General features: G+C 64.4%; 20 protein-coding genes. 9 read left to right on the top strand and 11 right to left on the bottom strand.

Annotation, left to right across the window (positions count from 1 at the left end; all coding sequences use genetic code 11):
* Nucleotide 1: 1 nt before the first annotated feature.
* From NH396_RS05035 to NH396_RS05055, 5 genes are all read right to left on the bottom strand, one after another.
* A complete protein-coding gene (locus NH396_RS05035) occupies nucleotides 2-1303 on the bottom strand; it encodes an ABC transporter permease (RefSeq protein ID WP_176676686.1) in 1302 nt (433 codons plus the stop codon).
* A 174-nt stretch (nucleotides 1304-1477) separates the two neighbouring features.
* Nucleotides 1478-2614 (bottom strand): extracellular solute-binding protein, encoded by a 1137-nt coding sequence (locus tag NH396_RS05040; RefSeq protein WP_253062124.1) that lies wholly within the window; start codon nucleotides 2612-2614, stop codon nucleotides 1478-1480.
* A gap of 162 nt (nucleotides 2615-2776) precedes the next feature.
* Nucleotides 2777-3925 carry a polyamine ABC transporter ATP-binding protein gene (locus tag NH396_RS05045; protein ID WP_176676685.1) on the bottom strand — a complete coding sequence of 383 codons (1149 nt, stop codon included), beginning with the start codon at nucleotides 3923-3925 and terminating at the stop codon, nucleotides 2777-2779.
* Between the two features lie 368 nt (nucleotides 3926-4293).
* Entirely contained in the window at nucleotides 4294-4455 is a 162-nt protein-coding gene (locus tag NH396_RS05050; protein ID WP_176676684.1) for a YqaE/Pmp3 family membrane protein, read from the bottom strand.
* A gap of 114 nt (nucleotides 4456-4569) precedes the next feature.
* The gene (locus tag NH396_RS05055) at nucleotides 4570-4830 is read right to left on the bottom strand and encodes a hypothetical protein (RefSeq protein WP_253062126.1); all 261 of its coding nucleotides are present in this window, start codon (nucleotides 4828-4830) and stop codon (nucleotides 4570-4572) included.
* Nucleotides 4831-5204: 374 nt separating this feature from the next.
* On the opposite strand from NH396_RS05055, the gene NH396_RS05060 reads away from it, so the two are divergent.
* The 4 genes from NH396_RS05060 to NH396_RS05075 all read left to right on the top strand — a co-directional run bounded on the left by NH396_RS05060 (nucleotide 5205) and on the right by NH396_RS05075 (nucleotide 10148).
* Nucleotides 5205-5954: a glutathione peroxidase gene (locus NH396_RS05060; RefSeq protein ID WP_176676682.1), complete on the top strand. Its 750-nt coding sequence runs from the start codon at nucleotides 5205-5207 to the stop codon at nucleotides 5952-5954.
* Between the two features lie 113 nt (nucleotides 5955-6067).
* Nucleotides 6068-7552, top strand: coding sequence for a dihydrolipoyl dehydrogenase (locus tag NH396_RS05065; protein ID WP_175089818.1), 1485 nt, complete (start codon nucleotides 6068-6070; stop codon nucleotides 7550-7552).
* A gap of 155 nt (nucleotides 7553-7707) precedes the next feature.
* Nucleotides 7708-8127, top strand: coding sequence for a CBS domain-containing protein (locus tag NH396_RS05070; protein ID WP_175089817.1), 420 nt, complete (start codon nucleotides 7708-7710; stop codon nucleotides 8125-8127).
* 614 nt (nucleotides 8128-8741) lie between these two features.
* A complete protein-coding gene (locus NH396_RS05075) occupies nucleotides 8742-10148 on the top strand; it encodes a D-serine ammonia-lyase (protein ID WP_176676681.1) in 1407 nt (468 codons plus the stop codon).
* Nucleotides 10149-10152: 4 nt separating this feature from the next.
* On the opposite strand, the gene NH396_RS05080 is transcribed toward NH396_RS05075, so the two are convergent.
* Both NH396_RS05080 and glcC read right to left on the bottom strand, forming a co-directional pair.
* A complete protein-coding gene (locus NH396_RS05080; protein ID WP_176676680.1) occupies nucleotides 10153-10737 on the bottom strand; it encodes a VTT domain-containing protein in 585 nt (194 codons plus the stop codon).
* Nucleotides 10738-10846: 109 nt separating this feature from the next.
* Nucleotides 10847-11662 (bottom strand): transcriptional regulator GlcC, encoded by an 816-nt coding sequence (gene glcC / locus NH396_RS05085; RefSeq protein ID WP_253062128.1) that lies wholly within the window; start codon nucleotides 11660-11662, stop codon nucleotides 10847-10849.
* 389 nt (nucleotides 11663-12051) lie between these two features.
* Between glcC and glcD the strand changes: the two genes are divergently transcribed.
* From glcD to NH396_RS05105, 4 genes are all read left to right on the top strand, one after another.
* On the top strand, nucleotides 12052-13551 hold the full coding sequence (gene glcD / locus NH396_RS05090; protein WP_176676678.1) for a glycolate oxidase subunit GlcD: 1500 nt from the start codon (nucleotides 12052-12054) through the stop codon (nucleotides 13549-13551).
* Nucleotides 13552-13630: 79 nt separating this feature from the next.
* Nucleotides 13631-14833, top strand: coding sequence for a glycolate oxidase subunit GlcE (gene glcE, locus NH396_RS05095; RefSeq protein WP_306424374.1), 1203 nt, complete (start codon nucleotides 13631-13633; stop codon nucleotides 14831-14833).
* A 28-nt stretch (nucleotides 14834-14861) separates the two neighbouring features.
* Complete coding sequence (glcF, locus tag NH396_RS05100; protein ID WP_253062130.1) at nucleotides 14862-16229, top strand: glycolate oxidase subunit GlcF; 1368 nt, start codon at nucleotides 14862-14864, stop codon at nucleotides 16227-16229.
* A 78-nt stretch (nucleotides 16230-16307) separates the two neighbouring features.
* Entirely contained in the window at nucleotides 16308-16715 is a 408-nt protein-coding gene (locus NH396_RS05105) for a heme-binding protein (protein WP_176676676.1), read from the top strand.
* A gap of 124 nt (nucleotides 16716-16839) precedes the next feature.
* Here NH396_RS05105 and NH396_RS05110 read toward each other — a convergent pair whose 3' ends face one another.
* Nucleotides 16840-17745: a LysR family transcriptional regulator gene (locus tag NH396_RS05110; RefSeq protein WP_176676675.1), complete on the bottom strand. Its 906-nt coding sequence runs from the start codon at nucleotides 17743-17745 to the stop codon at nucleotides 16840-16842.
* A 194-nt stretch (nucleotides 17746-17939) separates the two neighbouring features.
* Between NH396_RS05110 and mgrA the strand changes: the two genes are divergently transcribed.
* Complete coding sequence (gene mgrA / locus NH396_RS05115; RefSeq protein WP_176676674.1) at nucleotides 17940-18983, top strand: L-glyceraldehyde 3-phosphate reductase; 1044 nt, start codon at nucleotides 17940-17942, stop codon at nucleotides 18981-18983.
* A 125-nt stretch (nucleotides 18984-19108) separates the two neighbouring features.
* On the opposite strand, the gene xylB is transcribed toward mgrA, so the two are convergent.
* Genes xylB through NH396_RS05130 form a run of 3 tightly spaced genes read right to left on the bottom strand, consistent with a single transcriptional unit; the run spans nucleotide 19109 to nucleotide 22255 of the window.
* Nucleotides 19109-20626, bottom strand: a complete 1518-nt coding sequence (gene xylB / locus NH396_RS05120) for a xylulokinase (RefSeq protein WP_176676673.1) — start codon at nucleotides 20624-20626, stop codon at nucleotides 19109-19111.
* A 24-nt stretch (nucleotides 20627-20650) separates the two neighbouring features.
* A complete protein-coding gene (locus NH396_RS05125; protein WP_366071459.1) occupies nucleotides 20651-21352 on the bottom strand; it encodes a nucleoside/nucleotide kinase family protein in 702 nt (233 codons plus the stop codon).
* A gap of 60 nt (nucleotides 21353-21412) precedes the next feature.
* On the bottom strand, nucleotides 21413-22255 hold the full coding sequence (locus tag NH396_RS05130; protein ID WP_176676672.1) for an L-iditol 2-dehydrogenase: 843 nt from the start codon (nucleotides 22253-22255) through the stop codon (nucleotides 21413-21415).
* Nucleotides 22256-22279: the final 24 nt, after the last annotated feature.

A 22279-nucleotide genomic window follows, 5' to 3' on the forward strand; every position in this document is an offset into this window, starting at 1 on the left:
GTCACCCCAGTTTGACCTTGTCCACACCGATCAGGCGGTTGTAGACGAGATAGAAGAGGATCACCACGACCAGCAGAATCGAGCCAATGGCCGCTGCCAGCCCCCAGTTGAGCGAGGTCTGCATGTGATAGGCGATGAAGTTGGTGATGAAGCGGCCCGACTGCCCGCCCACCAGTGCCGGCGTGATGTAGTAGCCGATGGAGAGGATGAAGACCAGAATCGAGCCCGCCCCGATACCCGGCAGGGTCTGCGGGAAGTAGACGCGCCGGAAGGCGGTGATCGGCCCGGCGCCCAGCGAGCGCGCCGCATGCATGTAGCTGGGCGGGATGGTCTTCATCACCGAGTACAGCGGCAGGATCATGAACGGCAGCAGGATGTGGGTCATCGCGATGATGGTGCCGGTCTTGTTGTAGATCATCTGGATACGCGCCTCCTCGGCGAGTATCCCGACACCCACCAGCATGTCATTGAGCACCCCCTGCTGCTGCAGGATCGCGATCCAGGTGGTGGTTCGTACCAGCAGCGAGGTCCAGAACGGCAGCAACACCAGGATCATCAGCAGATTGCCGCGACTGGCCGGCAGGGTCGCCAGCAGCCAGGCCACCGGATAGGCCAGCAACAGACATAGCCCGGTGATCGCGGCGCTCATCCAGAAGGTGCGGATGAACAGCGAGACGTGGATCTGCAGATACTCCGGTTTCTCGACGATCTCCCCTGTCGGTGAGAACTGGCGATCCACCGCCGCCAGATAGTAGGAAGCGGTGAGAGGCGACGATTCGCGCTTGATCAGACGCCAGATATCCGGGTCCTCCCAATCCTCATCGGCCTTGATCAGCGCGGCCTTGTAGGGGGCCTCCATGCGACCGGCACGGCGGGCGCTCTTCATGAACAGCGACCGCATGCCGGACTTTTCGTAGTTGAGACGCGAGGCGACGCGGCCGAGATTGCGCTCCTTGAGTCCCGCGGCCAGATCCTGCGCCAGGGCGGCGTAGGCAGCCTCTTCCGGCAACCCTTCGCCGTCCCAGTCGACCAGCACCTCGCTGGTGCGCGGCAGATAGGTGGAGACTTCCGGGTTGTCGACACTGCGTGACAGCATGTCGAAGATGGGCATGACGAATGCCAGCCCGATGAAGACCAGCAACGGCGCCACCAGCAGCAACGCCTTGATGCGGCTGCGACGGATGGCGCGATTGAGGCTCTGTTTCAGCGGTACGCCATCGGCGGTGGTCAGCGCCGCGCCGGGGGCACCATTGGGGTCATGTGCTGCGCTTCCGGACGTGGCCGGGGCGGAGGAATCGCTCATCCTGCACTCCTTGATCGGCTATCCGAGGATGCCTGGGCCGCCAGCCGGCTTCCGCGTGACAGTGACGGAAGCCAACCTGGCGGAATCGAGCATGGCCGACGGGCCATCAGGCATGATCAAAAAGGCCCCGGCGGGCGGGTGTGCGCCACCGGGGCCAGCGGGTCAGTGCAGGGATCAGCGTGCCAGCCAGGCGTTGAAGCGCTGGCTCAGCTCATCGAGGTTGTCGGCCCAGAATTCGTCATCCTTGGGGATGGCGGTCGCGAAGTTGGGGCCATAGGTCGGCATGTGCGGCTTCATGTCGATGCCAGTGTCCGCATGGGTCGAGACCAGTGCCGCGGAGGAGGTACGCGCCGGACCGTAGGAGATGTACTTGGCCTGATCCGCCAGACGCTGGGTATCGGTGGCGAACATCAGGTAATCCTTGACCTTGTCGAGCTTGCCGGTCGGCACCACCCAGCCATCCAGCTCGAAGACCTGGGCATCCCAGACGATGGAGAATGGCTGCTTCTCGTTGACCTCGGCATCGAAGATGCGCCCGTTGTAGGCCGAGGCGAAGGCCACTTCCTTGTCCGCCAGCAGCTGCGGCGGCTGTGCGCCCTCTTCCCACCAGATCACGCTGTCCTTGATGGTATCGAGCTTGGCGAAGGCACGTTCGATGCCTTCCTCGGAATCCAGCATCTCGTAGACATCTTCCGGGGCCACGCCATCGGCTACCAGCGCCCACTCCATGTTGTTGATCGGCTTCTTCTGCAGCGCACGCTTGCCGGGGAATTCCTCGAGATTGAACACGTCATCGATGGAATCCGGCTGTTTGTCCTCGGGGAACATCTCGGTATTGAAGGCCACGATGTTGGAGTAGACGATCTGCGGTACGAAGCACTCGCTGAGCGAATTCTCGATGAAGTCCTCGCTGGCCGGCGTGCCATCCGGCGCTGCCGCGAACAGGGTGTCCGGGTCCAGCGGCTCGATCAGGCCTTCCGAACAGGCGATCAAGGCATCACTGGGCAGCATGTCGACCAGGTCCCAGGTGACGTTGCCGGCCTGGACCTGTGCGCGCAGACCGGAAAGCGCATTGGATGACTTGTCGATATTGACGACGGTGTCGCCGCTCTTCTCTTCCCAGGGCTCGTGATAGGCCTTGTTCTGGCTGTCGGTATAGGCGCCGCCCCACGAGACGATATTGAGCGTCTCGGCCTGGGCCGCACCGGCGCTCATGCCGGCCGCTGCCACGGCAACCGCCAGCAGGCTGCGTAGCGGCATGCCCGGGCGCGAGGTAGTGAATGACGCGGTGAACTGATTGATGACTGACATGGATGAATCTCCCTGATTTCTTGTTGTTGTGCTGCACTCTTGTCGCGAAATCTGCTCTTGCTCTGCTGAGGAAGCGTGCTTCACCTCCCGTGCTGCCTTGTCTTTACTCGCCTGTCCTTTTCTAGTCTGTCCTTAACTGGCCTGTTCTGACCTTTGCTGGCCTCAGGCATCCAGCGCCCGGCAATCGCAGGCGTCCCATCCCACCTGCAGGGTCTGCCCGGGTCGCAAGGACGGATAGCCCTCGGCGTTGGGTGTCTTGATGATGAATTCGTCACTGCCACACACCGCCACGCGCGTGCGCAGATGATCGCCAAGATAGATCACCTCGAGCACCTCGGCGGAGAAGACATTGTCGGGAGGGCTTGGCGTGCCCGCGCCCCCTGGCTCTTCCGCCGACAGCAGGCGCACCCGCTCCGGGCGCAGTGACAGCTGGGTGCGCTCGCCGACCTCATTGACGGCCACCTTGAGTGCCCGTACCTGCTCGCCGCTGTCGAGGGTCACCGTGCAATGCTCACCCTGAGCGTCGAGCTGCGATACCTGGCCGTTGAGGCGATTGTTCTCGCCGATGAAATAGGCGACGAAGGCATTCTCCGGCGCTTCATACAGCGCCTCGGGGGTTGCCAGCTGCTGGACGACGCCGTCATTGAAGACCGCGATGCGATCCGACATGGTCAGCGCTTCCGTCTGATCGTGGGTCACGTAGAGCATGGTGACGCCGAGGCGCTGGTGGATGCGTTTGATCTCGAACTGCATTTCCTCGCGCAGGTTCTTGTCCAGTGCCCCCAGCGGCTCATCCATCAGCACCAGCTCCGGCTCGAAGACCAGCGCACGTGCCAGGGCGACCCGTTGCTGCTGGCCACCGGAGAGCTGCCCCGGGCGGCGATCGCCAAATTCGCCGAGTCGCACCATATCCAGCGCGTTGGCTACCTTGGTCGAGATTTCCTCCTTGCTCATGCCGCGCACTTCCAATGGGAAGGCCAGGTTCTCGGCCACGCTCATGTGCGGAAACAGCGCATAGTTCTGGAAGACCATGCCGATACCGCGCTTGTGCGGTGGCAAGTCATTGATGGGGGTTCCGTCGAGGAGGATGTCGCCGTGGGTCGGCGTTTCGAAGCCTGCCATCATCATCAGGCAGGTGGTCTTGCCGGAACCGGACGGCCCCAGCAGGGTGACGAATTCGCCGCGCTGGACTTCAAGATTGAAGCCCTTGACCACCAGCGTTTCGCCGTCATAGCTCTTTTGCACATCATTGAAGATCGCGAAGCAGGAGCTGGTCTCCTGCGGCGCGTCGGGCTCAGCAGTCGTGACCATGCGGGGTATCCATACGTGTTGTTGTTATCGTGGAGCATGTGATCGAACAGGCTTCACCGGCCCTGATCGCTGCCCTCAGTCCCATTTGACCCTACGGGGGCAAGCGAGAGGCGACAAGCGCCGCGCTCGCTGAATAGCGTTGAAATCAGGCTATGCGAAAGTCTACATGTTGAACTACCGCCGCCAGCCATTCGCCGAGGGCCCTCGACAGGCCCCGCCGCTGAATCACCGACGCCACATGGCGCCTCCCCGGTGAGCGCCCACTGAAAAGCCCCCGCTGCACACAAGGCAGCGGGGGCTTTGGGTAATTCAACTCTGGGTTGCCCGAGGTGGGCAGCCATATCAGAGCATCGGGAGCTCAGCGGCGATCAGAACTTGGTAATGACCCACACCGCGTGGATGATCCCCGGCAGGAAACCGAAGCAGGTCAGGATGATGTTGATCCAGAAATGCTTGTTGGCGATCCCCACCTGCATGAGAACGCCCAGCGGCGGCAGGATGATGGCCAGAATGATGCGAATGATATCCATGAGTTGCTCCTTGCGATTGTGGCAACCGTGACTCCACGGAAGTCATGAGTACGGGGCATGAATGAGTGTACGTGCTGGCAGATCAATATCCTTCTTGATCACAGCCCTTCTTGATCACTTGTCGTCCGGGTCAGCGCCATCGTCGTGGGCGGCAGCTGATCCGCCACGCGCCTGACGATTGATCTTCTGTGTCAGTGTCTCGGAGTCCGCAGCCAGCTGCTCGTGGTAGCGCTCCCAGTCTTCCCAGTCATGCGGCGTCCCCGTGCGTGGCCGATGACTGCCGGACTCACGTGCACGTGCCCAGGCATGTTCTTCCAGACTCTGAGGCTTGTCCTCCTCCTTGTCCTTGTCGCCGTCCAGGCCGTGCTTCGCCATGTACTCTCGTGCGTTCATCTAATGCCTCACTTGCCAGACTCGACGCCTGACGATGCTGTGACGTATCGACTACTTATGGCTGATAAGGGCAAATATCAAGACTGTATAACTATTTCCGCCAAAAAGCCGCTTGCCGGCCAGCACGTTCCTGCCGAGAACAAGGCCATGCGCCAGCCCACGCCTGACTGTCAGCACCATCATCAAGAAAAGCTATCGCCTCGCTTGATGCAATCAAATTCACCCGCGAGAGGCTTGCCCCTAGACTGGCTCCAGTTTCGCAAGGCACTGATTTCTCATGCACTCGACAGCGTCATCGAGCCTCAGTCGCCTGCCATCCCTTTTACATACGTCTCATCGAGACCGGAGCCAATGTCATGCAACTCGAATCACACGAAGGCCAGCAGGTCCCGAACGTCAGCTTCAAGATCCGTCGCGACGGCCGCCTGGTCGAGCGCACCAGCGAGGAGATCTTCTCGGGCCGCAACGTGGTGGTCTTCGCCCTGCCGGGGGCCTTCACCCCGACCTGTTCCTCCACTCACCTGCCGCGCTACAACGAGCTGGCCGATCGCTTCTATGCTGTCGGCGTCGACGAGATCGTCTGCCTGTCCGTCAATGACGCCTTCGTCATGGAATCCTGGGGCGAGCATCAGGAAGCCGAGAACCTGAGCCTGATCGCCGATGGCAACGGTGATTTCGCCGCCGGCATGGGCATGCTGGTCGACAAGAGCGACATCGGTTTCGGCAAGCGCAGCTGGCGCTATTCCATGCTGGTACGCAACGGCGTGATCGAGAAGCAGTTCATCGAGCCGCAGAAGCCGGGCGACCCCTTTGAAGTCTCCGACGCCGATACCATGCTCGACTATCTGGACCCGGACGCCGGTCGCCCCAGCTTCGCTACCCTGTTCAGCAAGCCGGGCTGCCCGTACTGCGCACGTGCGAAGCAGATGCTCGACGAAGCGCGCATCAGCTACGAAGTCATCGAAGTCGGCACCCGCGGCGTGACCTCACGCACCCTGCGCGCCATGACCGGCCAAGCCACCGTGCCGCAGGTCTGGATCGACGGTGAGCATGTCGGCGGCAGCGATGAAGTCGCCCGCTACTTCGGCAGCCTGACCAGCGCTTGAACGCTACACGCTGACAGGCCCCGATAACTTTCTCTTTTCATCACGCGCGGGCCACGCCCGCGCCTGAGACCCCATTGTCAGGTGCGCTACTGGCGCGCCTTGAGGAGTACGACGTGAACGAACGCCAGGTTGAAGTCGCCATCATCGGCGCAGGCAGTGCCGGTCTGGGTGCCTATCGCGCCGCCAAGGCACACACCGATTCCGTTGTCATGATCGAAGGCGGCCCCTACGGCACCACCTGTGCCCGTGTCGGCTGCATGCCGTCCAAGCTTTTGATCAGTGCTGCAGAAGCCGCGCATCACGCCCGTGACACCGCACCGTTCGGCATCAATGTCGAAGGCGAGGTCAAGGTGGATGGCCGCGCCGTGATGGACCGCGTCAAGCGTGAGCGCGACCGCTTCGTCGGTTTCGTGGTCGAGTCCGTGGAAGGCATTCCCTCCCACGACAAGCTGCGCGGCAATGCGCGTTTCGAGACCGCCAACAGCCTGATCATCGGCGACAACGAGACCCGCGTCACCTTCGAGCGTGTCGTGATCGCCACCGGCTCACGCCCCAGCTATCCGGGCTTCTTCGAGAATGCCGGAGACCGCCTGATCATCAACGACAGCGTCTTCGACTGGGACGACCTGCCGGAATCCGTCGCCGTCTTCGGCCCGGGCGTCATCGGGTTGGAACTGGGCCAGGCGCTCACGCGTCTCGGCGTGCGCATTCGCATGTTCGGTGTCGGCGGCGCCATCGGCCCGCTGCGTGACGAGAAGCTGCGTGCCAATGCCGATCGCGTCTTCAACGAGGAGTTCTATCTCGACCCGGACGCCAAGGTCGAGAAGATCGAACGTGTCGAGGACGAGAACGGTGCCGGTGTCGAGATCACCTTCATCGAGCGTGGCAGCGAAGCTCGCCTGACCGAACGTTTCGACTATCTGCTCGCGGCCACTGGCCGTCGCCCGAATGTCGATCGCCTCAATATTGAGGCGCTGGGTCTGAAGCTGGACGAGCGCGGCGTGCCGATCTTCAATCGTCACACCCTGCAGACTCGTCTGAGCGACGACACGCCGAGCCATGTCTTCATCGCCGGCGACGCCAACAACGACCTGCCGCTGCTGCACGAAGCCTCCGATGAGGGGCGTATCGCCGGTGACAACGCCGGTCGCTTCCCCGACGTACGTGCCGGGCAGCGCAAGAGCACCATCGCTGTCGTGTTCAGTGATCCGCAGATGGCCACCATCGGCCTCTCGACCGCCGAGATCGAACAGCGCTACGGTGCCTGCGACTGCTACGCGGTGGGCGAAGTCGACTTCACCGGCCAGGGTCGCTCCCGCGTGATGCGCATGAACAAGGGCATGCTGCGCGTCTATGGCGAGCAAGGCACCGGCCTGCTGCTGGGCGCCGAGATCTTCGGCCCGCGTGCCGAGCACCTCGCCCACCTGCTGGCATGGTCCCATCAGCAACGCATGACCATCGAGCAGATGCTGGAAATGCCCTTCTATCACCCGGTGATCGAGGAAGGCCTGCGCACCGCGCTGCGTGACCTCAACGCCAACCTGCAGCTGGGCCCGGCCATCGTCGAGCGCTGCATGGAGTGCGGCCCGGGCGACTGATCGCCGCGAAGACAGCGGGTCGCGCAGCTCACGCAGTGATGCCCTATGCTCAAGTCAGAGGTTGACCCTTGCCGACAGCCATCCGAAGGCTGTCGGCATTCATCGCACGACTCCTCTGCGGGGAGTTGGAGAGCAGTGACGCAGGAGATCCGCCCATGAAAGCCACTCAGCTCAAGGTGCCCTCGACCATCCGCGACATCATGTCCCGCGACTGTTATCGCGTGAAGGCACGCACCAGCATTCTCGAACTCGCCCAGGGCCTGACCCACCACCGTCTGCCCGGTGTGCCGGTCGTGGATGATCTGGACCGTCTGATCGGCTTCATCTCCGAGCAGGACATCCTCGGCAAGCTGCTCGACAGTGCCTATCACTGCGGCCAGCATGCCCAGGTCGGCGATCTGATGCGTCACGAAGTCCTGAGCGTCGGCCCGAACGACAGCATCACGGACCTGGCGCAGCACATGAATGGGCAGCGTCCCAAGGTCTATCCGGTGGTCGAGCAGGGCCGCCTGATCGGCATGGTCACCCGCCGCGATGTCCTGAGTGCTCTGCTGGTGATGCAGAACGGCTGTTGAGACAGTTCACCCATCAAGAAACTGCCTGGAGCCAGACCTAACGCACAGAGCCCCCAGCGGTCATCGCCGCTGGGGGCTCTGTGCGTGATGGCTGAGAAAACCGTGTGCATCGAGAGCGCCTTCAGCATGCTTGCACCAGCAGGCCAACGCCTCGAAGATTACCCAATGGCTAATCCACCTCTGCCGCCAGCCTGACGCTCATCAATAGTCGAGCAGCAACCCGAGGCGGTGACAGTCGCTGGGAAGCGCTGTACCGCGCCCTGCCATCAAGACCTCTGGCCACAGTGAAAGTCGCTGAAAGTCTGGGAGAATCCGAAAGCCCTAGCGAACACCGGCAAAAGCCCACGTATTTCAGGCATAAAAAAATCCGCCAGGAAAACCGTGGCGGACCAAAGAACAGTTAAAGCCAGACATAACATCGCGATAACATCATGTCCTTGCCTACTATGACTGCACCTTTTGCATTTCTATCCCGACGGTTGCCAAAAAATCCGGTCTTTTTTGTCACTGACCTTTACGGAATGTGAAAGCTGGGCTACGTGCGTTGCCAGTGGAAGACGCGCTAACCTGTGACCTGACCTGATCGCAGGATCGAACCGCCACAAGGACACCGCATGTCTGCCACGCCCCATGACCTCCACACCCTGGCGCTGCGTCACTCGGAAATCGCCAGCCTGAGGAGCGGCGACGAATTCGCCTGGCTCAATCCCGGCCGAACAGAGACCGCCAGGGCGCTGCACTCCAGTGGCATGAGCGCACAGGAGATCGCGGACGCCGAAGCACGCCTTGCGCGCTTCGCGCCCTGGATTGCCGAAGCCTTCCCCGAGACCGCCGCCGCCTCGGGGCGCATCGAGTCACCGCTGGTGGCGGCCCCTGCCCTGCAACAGGCGCTGGGCGACAGGTTCGCGCGCGGCTCATCTCACGACGAATCCGTGCTTCCCGGCCGGCTGATGATCAAGTGTGACAACGCCCTGCCCATCTCGGGTTCCATCAAGGCGCGTGGCGGCATTCACGAGGTGCTCAAGCATGCCGAGCAGCTCGCCATCGATGCGGGACTGCTGCGTCCTGAAGACGACTATCGCGCCTTCCAGCGTGACGAGATACGCGAGCTGCTGGCCGGACACCAGGTCGTGGTGGGCTCCACCGGCAATCTGGGGCTCAGCATCGGCATCATGAGCGCGCGGCTCGGCTTTCATGTCACCGTGCACATGTCGGCGGATGCCAAGCAGTGGAAGAAGGACCTGCTGCGTTCGAAGGGGGCCGAGGTCGTGGAACACGGCGGCGACTATGGCAAGGCCGTCGCCGCTGGGCGCCAGGAAGCGCAGCAGCCCAACGCCCACTTCATCGATGACGAAAGCTCGCGGGACCTGTTCGTGGGTTATGCCACGGCGGCCAGCCGCCTCGCGGAACAGCTCTCGGCGCAGGGCATCCCGGTGGATGCCCGCCATCCGCTCTGCGTCTATCTGCCCTGCGGCGTCGGCGGCGGGCCGGGCGGCGTGGCCTGGGGCCTCAAGCTGGTCTTCGGTGACGCCGTGCACTGCTTCTTCGCCGAGCCGGTCAACTCCCCCTGCATGCTGCTGGGCATGTTGACCGGCGAACATGACGGCATCGCGGTCGAGGATATCGGGCTGGACAATCGCACCTGCGCCGATGGCCTGGCGGTGGGTCGCGCCTCAGCCTTCGTCGGGCGTGTGATGGCCCCCTTGCTCAGCGGCATCCATACCGTGCGTGATGAGCATCTGCTCGAACTGCTCGCGCTGGCATATGACAGTGAAGGACTCATGCTTGAGCCGTCCGCGCTGGCCGGCGTGCCCGGTATTCACCACGTACTGCGCAATGACGCGCCCGAGTGGCAAGCCTGGCGAACGGCTGTCGGCCTGGATGACCGGGAGGTCCAGGCCAATACCACCCATGTCGTCTGGGCTACCGGCGGCAGCATGGTGCCCGAGGCGGTCTGGCAGGCCGACTATCAGCGCGGCAAGGCGTTGCTCTTCCAGGCCAGCGCAAGCCGGCGAGAGTGAGCGATCAGGCGATGAAGGCCTGCCACAGCCAGACGCCGGTCAGCGCCAGCCCGATCACTCCCAGCGGACGCGAGTAGCGTTGCCAGAGCGCCAGCGCCTGATCCTCGACCAGTGCCACCAGGGCTGCCAGTCCGAAATAGCGCACCCCGCGCCCGACCAATGCCGCCAGCAGGAACAACGCGACCGGATAGCCGCTGGCACCGGCGACCAGCATGGCGCTCTGGAAGGGAATCGGCACGATGCCGATCAGCATGATGGCAAGGAAGCCATGCTCGCTGAAGCGCTGCTGGAAGGATTCGAAGGCCTGCTGCCCGCCGAAGAAGCCGATCAACCCATCACCCCACGCCGCCAGCGCGTAGGCACCCAGATAGAAGCCCAGCAATGCTGCGGTCAGGTTACCGGCGAGTGCCACCGCGGCCACGCGCCAGCGGCGCTCGGGATGGCGCAGCATCCACGGGATCAGAACGACCTCGATGGGAATCGGGATCAGCAGGGTTTCCAGCATCGAAGCGATGAACAGCCACAGCATGGCGTGGCGGGAGTGATTGAGGCGGTCGAGCCAATCACTCGCGGAAGAGAGTTTCCACATGAAGGCAGCACGTTGTCCTGGGCGATGAGCTGACCACTTTGCCCTGAGTCCGCCCCGCTTGCCAGCCTGCTTGTCCGCCAGCGCACGCCTGAGCCAGAACCCTGACGCGCTACTCGAAGCCTTCCAGCCGCATGGCCGAGCGCACCAGCCGCTCGTCCTCCGCCTCCAGCTCGCGCAGGTTGTCGCGAATGCTGTGCAGGTGCTCCAGCGCCGCCTTCTCCGCCGCCTCCGGCTGCTGGTCCATCACCGCGCGGTAGATGGCCGTGTGCTGGGCATTGATCTGGCCGCGGGGAATCGGGCGATGGTAGAGATTGCGCAGCGAGGCGAACACCGAGCTGAGCAGCAGGTCATTGATGCCCTTGAGCGTATGCACCAGCACCGGATTGTGGGACGCCTCACAGATGGCGTGGTGGAAGGCGTGGTCGTGACGCGCCAGCTGCTGGGCATCCGGCAGCGCCACATCGCCCGGCGCTGAGGATTCGAAGTCGAGCGGATACTCGCGCACACAGGCCGCCATTGCCTCGTAATGACGCCGGATCAATACCCTGTCCGCCGGCGTACCGCGCAGGGCAGCCAGTCGCGCCGACTGCCCTTCCAGCAAGGCCCGCACTTCCAGCAGGTCATACAGGGTGCGCGGCTGATCCCGAAACAGGTGCATCAGCGGACTGATATCGCCGCTCGGCAACAGCGCCGCTACGCTCGATCCCTTGCCGTGTCGTGTCTCGATGATGCCCTTGCCACGCAACAGCCTGAGCCCCTCGCGCAGCGAGGCCCGCGAGATGCCCAGCCGCTCACATAGCCGGCGCTCCGAGGGGATCATCTGCCCGGGCTTGAGCACGCCGTCCAGAATCAATTGCTCCAGGCGCGCCGCGGCCTGATCCGCGGCGCGGGGGTCAGCTCCTGACTCGGCGATGGTTTGCAGCATCCTGCCCCTCCCCTTTTGCTCGACCTTCGTGTGCTCGTCTTGATCAACCCGCTCGTGGCAATTGATCAACCCGTTGGCAACGCCTGGCGATTCTCAACTGGTCAGACCTGTCAATCAGCGGGCGCAAAGGCGCCTGATGGCAGCGGGTGTGAGGCCAGTAAAGCGTGGTTTTCTTTGCACAAACACTAGACGAATGTCTGGTCAGACCACTGATATGAAGCATGGACAAGGCCAGGGAGGCAGGCCAGATTGTGTGCAGATCAGGTGCGGCGGAATCGACAGGCGACTCGCTCGAACCCCGCATCAGCTGACAGTAACGTCAGACAGCACCAGCAGACAGAAGCGAAAGACAACAGCCGCGCAGACCCCAACCTCCCGGGAGGCAGTGCATGAATATCCTCTATGACCCGACGCTGGATGGACCGCGGGTCCAGCACGACAAGGGCCAGGTGCTGGCGCATCTCACCACTCTGCTACCGGACCTGACGCTGCTGCACCGCGAGGAGGACCTGCAGCCCTTCGAATGTGATGGCCTGTCCGCCTATCGCGTCATGCCGATGCTGGTCGCCCTGCCGGAGCGGGTCGAGCAGGTCGCCGCCCTGCTGCGTGAATGTCATGCGCTGGGCGTGCCGGTGGTGACACGTGGCGCCGGCACCGGGCTGTCCGGCGGCGCCTTGCCGCTGGCGCAGGGCGTGCTGCTGGTGATGTCGCGCATGGCGCGGATTCTCGAGATCGACCCCGACGCCCGCACCGCGCGCCTGCAGCCCGGGGTGCGCAATCTCGCCATTTCCGAGGCCGCCGCGCCCTTCGGACTCTACTACGCACCGGACCCCTCCTCGCAGATCGCCTGCTCCATCGGCGGCAACGTGGCCGAGAATGCCGGTGGCGTGCACTGCCTCAAGTACGGCCTGACCGTTCACAACCTGCTCAAGCTCGAGATGCTGACCATCGAAGGCGAGGCGGTGACGATCGGCGCCGACAGCCTCGACTCGCCCGGCCTGGACATGCTGGCGCTGATGACCGGCTCCGAAGGCATGCTGGGGGTGGTCACGGAAGTCACGGTGCGCCTGCTGCCCAGGCCCGAGACCGCCAAGGTGCTGATGGCGAGCTTCGCCGATATCGACAAGGCCGGCCGCGCGGTGGGCGACATCATCGCCTGCGGCATCATCCCCGGCGGGCTCGAGATGATGGACAACCTGGCGATCCGCGCCGCCGAGGACTTCATCCACGCGGGCTATCCGGTCGATGCCGCCGCCATCCTGCTCTGCGAGCTGGACGGCGCCGAGGCCGATGTCGTCGATGACTGCGCACGGGTCCGTGAGGTGCTGGAGCGCGCCGGCGCCACCGAGATCCGTCAGGCACAGGACGAGGCCGAGCGCGCGCGCTTCTGGGCCGGGCGCAAGAATGCCTTCCCCGCCGTGGGCCGCATGTCGCCGGACTATTACTGCATGGATGGCACCATTCCGCGTCGCGAGCTGCCCGCCGTCCTGAACGGCATCGCGGAGCTCTCGCGCCAATCGGGGCTCGCGGTGGCCAATGTCTTCCATGCCGGTGACGGCAACATGCACCCGCTGATCCTGTTCGATGCCAACCAGCCCGGCGAGCTTGAGCTGGCCGAGGAGGTCGGCGGCAAGATTCTCGAACTGTGCGTGGCCGCCGGCGGCAGCATCACCGGCGAACATGGCGTGGGCCGCGAGAAGATCAATCAGATGTGCGCCCAGTTCAATCACGAGGAGATCAGCGTCTTCCATGCCGTGAAGGCCGCCTTCGACCCCACAGGCCTGCTCAACCCCGGCAAGAACATCCCGACGCTGGCGCGCTGCGCCGAATTCGGTGCCATGCATGTGCATGACAACCAGTTGCCGCACCCCGAACTGCCGCGCTTCTAGACAGCTGCGGCGGGACCTTTCGCTACCTGGCGTTCGCCACTTCTTCCCCACTTCATCGCCACTTTAATAGAGACATGCCATGCCAGAGCCAGATGATTCGCTCCAGGATCAGGTGCCGAGCCACGCCGAGTGCATGACACCTGCCACCAGCCAGCCCCCGCAGCAGCAGGATGCCAGCGAGGCACTTTGCGCGCAGGTTCGCGCCGCCCATGAGGCGAGGCGCCCGCTACGCATCGCAGGCAGTGGCAGCAAGACCTTTCTCGGCCGTGAAGTGGCCGCCGAGGAGGTACTCGACATGCGCGCGCATCATGGCATCACCCACTACGACCCGGTGGAGCTGATGGTCTCGGTGCGCGCCGGCACGCCGCTTGCGACGCTTGAGGCCGCACTCGCCGAGCAGGGTCAGCACCTGAGCTGCGAGCCGCCCCACTTCGGGCCTGCGGCGACCGTCGGCGGCACCCTCGCTTCGGGTCTCAGTGGCCCACGCCGCCCCTGGAGCGGCAGCCTGCGCGACCTGGTGCTGGGCACCCGCATCATCAGCGCCGACGGCAAGTCGCTGCGCTTCGGCGGTGAAGTGATGAAGAACGTGGCGGGCTACGACCTGTCACGCCTGATGTGCGGTGCCCAGGGCACGCTGGGCGTGATCAGTGAAGTCTCGCTCAAGGTGATGCCGCGCCCGGTGGCAAGCGAATCGCTGTGTCTGGAAATCAGCCTCGCCGAGGCACTGTCTCGCCTGAATGCGTGGGGGCGCACGCCGCTGCCGATCACCGCGACCAGCTGGCATGACGGCCGCCTCACCCTGCGCCTGGAAGGGGGCGAGCGCTCGGTCCAGGCCGGGTGCGAGCAGCTGGGCGGCGAGGCCCTGACGACGGATCAGGCGACGGCGCACTGGACTGAGCTGCGTGAGCACCGCCTGCCCTTCTTCAGCGCGCGCGCACCGCATCAGGCACTGTGGCGACTGTCGCTGCCGTTGGCGCTTGACCACCTCGAGTGGCAAGCCGCCGTCAGCGAACTGCTGGGCCCTCTGGGGGATGCCGACCTGCTGTGTGACTGGGCGGGCGCCCAGCGCTGGCTCGCAAGCGATGCCCCGGCCCAGCGCATCCGCGCGCTGGCCAGTCGGCTGGGCGGCCATGCCATCTGCTATACCCCGGGCACCGTCGCCGCCGAGGACAGCCCGCTGATGCCGCTGGCCGCCCCCAATGCCCGCTACCACCTTCAGCTCAAGCATCAGCTGGACCCCCACGGCATCCTCAATCCCGGTCGCCTGTATGCCGAGATGTGACTCACGCCACGACAGGAGACGCCCCTGAATGCAGACCCACTTCAATGACGCCGCGCTTGCCAGACCGCATATCCAGCGGGCCGACAAGGTCCTGCGCAGCTGCGTGCATTGCGGCTTCTGCAATGCCACCTGCCCTACCTACCAACTGCTGGGCGATGAGCGCGACGGCCCACGCGGGCGCATCTATCTGATCAAGCAGCTGCTGGAAAGCGATCCCGAAAGTCCCGACGAGGCAGTTCGCGAGCAGGCAACGCAGATCACCCGCGAGACCCAGCAGCACCTGGATCGCTGCCTGAGCTGTCGCAGCTGCGAGACCACCTGCCCGTCGGGCGTGCAGTATCACACCCTGCTCGATATCGGGCGTCAGGAACTGGAGCGCCGCGTCGGCCGTCCGTGGCGCGAGCGCCTGCTGCGCAGCGGCCTGCGCCATGCGCTGGTCGAACCCGCGCGCTTCAAGGCCCTGCTGGCACTTGGCGTGCGCTTTCGCCCCCTCGCGCCTGGCGCGCTGGCCGACAAGATACCGCTGACCCGCGAGCGCGACCGTCAAGCCAGGCACCCGACCGCCCCCGTCACCGCAACGTCTTCTGATCAGGCGCTTTCTCGCCAAGGGCTTTCTCGGCAAGGGCTTTCTCGGCCAGTGCTTTCGCGTCAGATGCTGATGCTGGAGGGTTGTGTGCAACCGGGCCTGGCCCCCAACATCAATGCCGCCACTGCCCGCGTGCTGGCGCGCTTCGGCATCGGTGTCACACCCATACAGGAGGCCGGCTGCTGCGGTGCCATCGACTATCATCTCAACGCCCAGCAGGCCGGTCGCGCGCGCATGCGTGCCAACATCGATGCCTGGTGGCCGGCCATCGAGGCCGGCGCGGAAGCGATCGTGCAGACCGCCAGTGGTTGCGGGGCCTTCGTCAAGGAATATGGCGAGATGCTGGCCGATGACCCGGACTATGCTGAGCGCGCCGCACGCGTAAGCGCCCTGGCCCGCGATATCGTCGAAGTGCTCGGCGAGGAGATCGCGCGCGATGATCGACAGAATCTCGCGGCCGCGCCCGACCAACAGCCGCTGGCCTTCCATTGCCCCTGCACCCTGCAACATGCCCAGGGGCTGGGCGGCGAGGTGGAGAAGATCCTATCGCAACTGGGCTTCACGCTGACCCCTGTCATGGAGGGCCATCTGTGCTGCGGGTCCGCCGGCACCTACTCGATCACGCAACCGGAGTTGTCACGCCAGCTGCGAGACCGCAAGCTTGAGGCGCTGGAGGCCAACGGGCCGGCGCGCATCGCCACCGCCAACATCGGCTGTCAGACGCATCTCTCGAGCGCCGGACGCACGCCGATAAGTCACTGGATCGAGCTGGTGGATGACGCCCTGCCCGAGACGCTCCCGCAGGAATGAAGCGTCACTATCTGGTTCACTATCTGTTTCACTCTCTCTTTCACTGTCCTTTTCCCTCACCACTGCCAAGGAAGCCCGATGATCACTCGCCACGTATTGACCCTCGCTGACGTCAATCAGATGCTGGACGCCGCCCAGAAGGAAGCCGAGGCCAATGGCTGGGCCGTTTCCATCGCCGTTGCCGACGACGGCGGCCACCCGCTGGGCCTGCGTCGCCTCGACGACACCCCGGCGATGACCGGCTACTTCGCCCAGGAGAAGGCCAAGAGCGCCGCTCTGGGGCGCCGTGAGACCCAGCTGTTCGAGGACTCCATCAACGGCGGTCGCACCGCCTTCCTGTCAGCGCCGCAGCTTGAAAGCATGCTGGGCGGCGGGGTGCCGGTGATGGTCGAAGGCCAGATAGCCGGCAGCATCGGCGTGTCCGGCGTCAAACCGGAGCAGGACGCCCAGATCGCCAAGGCCGGGGTCGCCGCGCTGGGCCTCTGAGGCGCCGCCAGCCTGGATAAAGAGACCTCACCGGTCTCAATAAAAGGCGAATGAAAAGACCGCCGCGCCCCTCAGGGCACGGCGGTCTTTTTGCATATGCCCCTTTTGCTTCCGTGTCTTTCGATCACGCACTGCGAGGTGGCATGGCGGCTTCCACCGCCGCCATGAAGGCACGCAGTTTGCCCGACTGCGGCAGGCGCTGGGGATAGAGCATGTAGATGCTGTTGGGTTCGCCCTCCTCATGCGCCAGCAGACGCACCAGACGGCCCTCGGCCAATTCACGATCTACCAGATAATGGGCGACCCGGATGATGCCGGTATGACCCAGGGCCTGCTGCTTGAGCAGGCGATGATCATTGATGGCCAATCCCCCCGCGAGACTGACCTCTCCGCTGGCCAGCGGCCAGCCGGACTGCCCTGACCAGACATGGCAGCGATGATCGCCAAGCGCCGCGGCCGAGTGCGGCGTGCCATGCGCGGCAAGATACTCGGGTGAGGCGCAGCAGCAGTGGACATAATCGAGCAGGCGACGCGCGATCATGTTGTCCGGTGGCGTGCGCGTGGCACGAAATGCCACATCAAATGGCTCACGGGTCAGGTCATGGCTCTCGTAACTGACGTCCAGACGCAGCTCGACCGCCGGATGGCGGGCCTGAAAGGCATTGCAGACCTCGACCAGATAACGCTCGGCGAACAGTACCGGTGCCGTGATACGCAACACGCCGCTGTAGCCCTGGCGCTCCGACTCGCTCGTCTGCTCCAGGTCGTGTTCAAGCTCCCGCTCCAGTGCCAGCAGCTCGCCGTGTACCGACTGCATGCGCATTCGAATGCGCTCGCCCTCCTCGGTGAGACGGACCGCCCGCGTGGTGCGGATCAGCAAGGGCGCCCCGATGTCCTGCTCCAGCCGCCGCACCTGCTCGGAAAGATGAGCACGCGACACGCCCAGCGCCTTGGCCGCCCGGGTGAAGCTGAGGGCTTCCGCCACCTGAGCGAACAACATCAGTCGCTCCACCTGCTTGTGATGCCGCATCCTGCCTGCTCCTCATGCCAGCCATCCGGGATTTCAGTGAACGAGACTGCCACAGCATTGTACGCTCTGGCGAACAATCTATTCGTTCGCATGCGCTTATCAGACCTGCAGACGCGACCTAGACTGAAGGCGTCATTCGATGTCGCTTCATCTCTGTGTGACATCGACGCCTCCACTCGCGAAAGGACTCCGCCATGCGCTATACCCCGGCTGAAGATCGCTATGAACGCATGCACTACCAGCGCTGCGGCAAGAGCGGCCTCAAGCTGCCCCGCCTGTCACTGGGGCTCTGGCACAACTTCGGCAACGATGCTCAAGAAGGCCATGCCCATGAAGACAATGCTCGCGCCATCTGCCAGACCGCCTTCGATCTGGGCATCACCCACTTCGATCTGGCCAACAACTACGGGCCGCCACCGGGCAGCGCCGAGGAAATGTTCGGGCGCATGCTCAAGCGCGACTTCGCCGGCTATCGCGATGAGATGGTGATCTCCACCAAGGCGGGCTATCACATGTGGCCTGGCCCCTACGGCGAATGGGGCAGCCGAAAGTACCTGCTCTCGAGCCTGGACCAGAGCCTCAAGCGCATGGATCTCGATTATGTCGACATCTTCTATTCGCACCGCTTCGATCCGGACACGCCGCTGGAAGAGACGATGGGGGCGCTTGACAGCGCCGTACGTTCCGGCAAGGCACTCTATGCGGGCATTTCCTCCTACAATGCCCAGCGCACCCGCGAAGCCGCCGCCATTCTGCGCGAGCTGGGCACGCCGTGCATCATCCATCAGCCCAGCTATTCGATGATCAATCGCTGGATCGAGGAAGACGGCCTGCTCGACACCCTCGATGACGAGGGCATCGGTTCCATCGTGTTCTCGCCGCTGGCCCAAGGCGTGCTGACCGACAAGTATCTGGGTGGCGTGCCACAGGATAGCCGCCTGGCACGCGGCGGAGCGATCAAGGAAGACCACCTCACCGAGGACAATCTGGAGCGGGTGCGCGCCCTCAACGCCATCGCCGAGCGCCGTGGCCAATCGCTGGCCCAGATGGCCCTCGCTTGGGCGCTGCGCGGCAACCGTGTCACCACCGCACTGATCGGTGCCAGCCGCCCGGAACAGGTCAGCGATTGCGTCAAGGCGCTGGATCATCTCGACTTCACCCAGGCCGAGCTCGACGAGATCGACCGCTACGCCGTCGATGGCGGCGTCAATCTATGGGCGCGTTCGTCCAATGCCTGAGCCCGTACCTGAGCCGCGACTGATGCAGTCAAGCGCGTGAATCACATCGCCCCCGTCGAGTGAGACTCGGCGGGGGCGATGTGTTTTGACGTGACGCGCTGATGTATCGAGCTCTGACAACGTGCTCAGCCACCGGCGGCAATGCCGTGCTCGGCTTCCAGCAGCGCGCGGTAATCGGCGTAGCCCTTGCGGTAGGCGGCCACGCCTTCTGCCTGGGGCTGGGCGAGTGTCGCATGATCCAGCGCGACCAGCCGCTCACACAATTGCTCAAGCGTCTCGCTGGGGCGACCCTGCCCTTCATCGCCTGACTGGCCCAGACACCAACCTGCCTGAATGGCGGCGCCTAATGCTGCGGCCTCGGTCACCTGCGGGCAGACCACCTCGAGGCCGAGAATGTCGGCCAGCATCTGACGCCACAGCGGACTTCTGGCGCCACCGCCCACCAGACGGATCTGACGCGCCTCACTACCGAGCGACCCCATGCACTCGAGTGCGTAGCGCAGGCCGTAGCTTGCGCCTTCCATGGTCGCGCGACACAGGTTGGCCGGGGTGGCATTGCGGCTATCCAGCCCATGGAAACTGGCCTGGGCACGCGGCAGCATCGGCACGCGTTCGCCATTGAAGAACGGCAGCACCTGCACACCCTCGGCTCCGCGCGGGGCGCTTGCCACCCGGGTGGAAAAGGTGGCGATGTCGAAGCCGAACATCTCGCGTACGCGGGTGGTGGCCGAGGTCACATTCATGGTGCATACCAGCGGCAGCCAGCCGCCATCGCTGGCACTGAAGGCCGCCACCTGAGGATCACAGCCGGCCGGATAGTCCGCCGACCATGCACATACCGTGCCGGAGGTGCCCATGCTCAGCGTCACCCGCCCCGGCGCGATATTGCCGGTACCGATGGCGCTCATCATGTTGTCGCCGCCGCCACTGGAGACGATGACGTCGTCACGCAGTCCGAAGCGCGCGGCGATCTCGGGACGAATGCGCCCGGCAGGCTGATGGGATTCGATCAATCGGGGCAGCACGCGCCGGGCGTCAAGTCCCGGGGCGATCTGCGCGAAGACCTCCTGATGCCAGCAGCGCCGCCGCGTATCGAAATAGCCGGTGCCCGAGGCATCGCCGTATTCAGCGACGCGCTCGCCGGTCAGCCAGAAGTTGAGATAGTCATGCGGCAGCAGGATGCTGGCGATGCGCTGATAGCGCTCGGGATGCCGCTCTCGCAACCAGGCAAGCTTGGAGGCGGTGTAGCCGGTCTGCAGCACCAGGCCAAGCGCCTGGAGACAGCCTGTCTCGCCTCCCAGCGCCTCGATCAGGGCGGCGTTATGCTCGCTGGTCTCGGTATCGCACCACAGCTTGGCCGGATGCAGCGGCGCGCCCGCCTCATCCAGTACCACCATGCCATGCTGCTGGCCCGACACCCCGATCGCCGCGATGCGCTGCGGGTCCAGCCGCGAGGTGGCCAGTGCATCATCGAAGGCGCCCTCAAGCGCCGCCACCCAGTCCTGCGGGTCCTGCTCGCGGCGCCCGTTGGCGCCTTCCTGCAGCGCATGACTGCGCTGGCCCTGGGCCACGATGCTCCCGCAGGCCGGATCGACGATCACCACCTTGGTACTCTGGGTCCCGCAGTCAACGCCTACCCACATGAGGCTCTCCCTGCCATCCGTCATTCAGCTGTCATCCCCGTCGCGGCCGATGGGAGCATTCGCGAGGCGCCAACGCCAATCGGCGTTGAGCGAGTCCTGCTTGATCAGGTGCGCGTTGAGCATGTCCTTGTGATGGGTGCGCTCGTGGGCACCGCGCGCGTCCTGGCCCATCTCGCGCCAGCGGTGCAGCAGGCGCGGCACCAGCACCTCATCCTCGATATCCAGGAAGATGCTGATGTCGAACAGGCCGAGCAATGCATCCCAGGGCGCGTGGCGCAGCAGCAGATAATTGCCCTCGACCAGCACGATGCGATGGTGATTCTCGACCACGCGGCCACCGGCACGTGCCAGGTCCAGCGGGCGATCGAAGACCGGCACGGCGACCGGGCCATCATTGGCGCGCACCCTGACGAGATCATGATAGAGCCCGCGCGCATCGAAGGTTTCCGGGGCACCCTTGACGTATAGCAGCCCCAGCGGCGCCAGCACGGCGTTGTCGTAGTGATAGCCATCCATCGGCACCACCACGGCGATGCCGGGTTCCAGCGCATTGAGGGTCTCGCACAGGGATTCCGACAGGGTCGACTTGCCCGCTGCGGGAGGACCGGCGAGAGCCACGACGGTACGTGTGCGCTGACTGGAGGCGTGTTCCGCCAGCACACGGCTGGCCATGTCACCCAGCGAGGGCGACATGTGGGCCAGACGAGAATCGGGTAAAGATGTCACGTGACTACCTCATTCATGGATGCACACCGCTTGCTGCAGGATGGAAGGCGTTCTTCATCCTTAGCTCATCCAGTTGCCACCGTCGACATTGAGTGTCTGGGCGACGACGAAATCGCTGTCTTCACAGGCCAGAAATACCGCGGCGCCGATGTGGTCGTCAGGCCTGCCCATGCGTCCATAGGGTACCGCCTCGCCAACCAGGCGTTTCTTCTCGCCCAGCGGGCGCTGTTCGTAGTGAGCGAACAGCGCATCGACCTGGTCCCACATCGGCGTGTCCACCACGCCCGGCGCGATGCCATTGACATTGATGCCGTGGCGGATGAGATCAAGCCCGCAGGACTGGGTCAGGCTGATCACGGCAGCCTTGGAGGCACAATAGGCGCTGACCAGCGCCTCGCCGCGTCGTCCGGCCTGGGAGGCCATGTTGATGATCTTGCCACCCTGCCCGCGCTCGACCATGGTTCTGGCCACCGCCTGCAGAGTGAAGAACAGGCCCTCGACATTGACCGCCAGCTGGTGGCGCAGCATGCCCTCGCTGACCTCCAGCACCGGCGCCATGGCAAAGACGGCCGCATTGTTGACCAGAATGTCGATCGGCCCCAACTGTGCCTGCACGCATTCCAGCATGCTCTGACGCGAGACGCTGGAGGTCACATCCAGCGTCACCGCCAGCACGCGTGCCTGAGGCCCGGCCTGCTCGCGCAGTCGCTTCGCGGCACGCTCGGCGGCCTCGCCATTGATGTCCGCCAGCGCCACATAGGCGCCTTCGGCGACGTAGCGGGTAGCGATGGCCAGGCCGATGCCGCCTGCAGCGCCGGTGACCACCGCCACCTTGCCGGCGAGCCGGGCACTGCGTGGCGAGGTCAGCGCTTCACTGCCAGCGGCCCTGGATAGCGTCTGCATGTTGTTACCCCTTGCCGGTGCTCA

Origin of the sequence: Cobetia sp. Dlab-2-AX (assembly GCF_024124625.1) — a bacterium.
In the GTDB taxonomy this organism is placed as follows: domain Bacteria; phylum Pseudomonadota; class Gammaproteobacteria; order Pseudomonadales; family Halomonadaceae; genus Cobetia.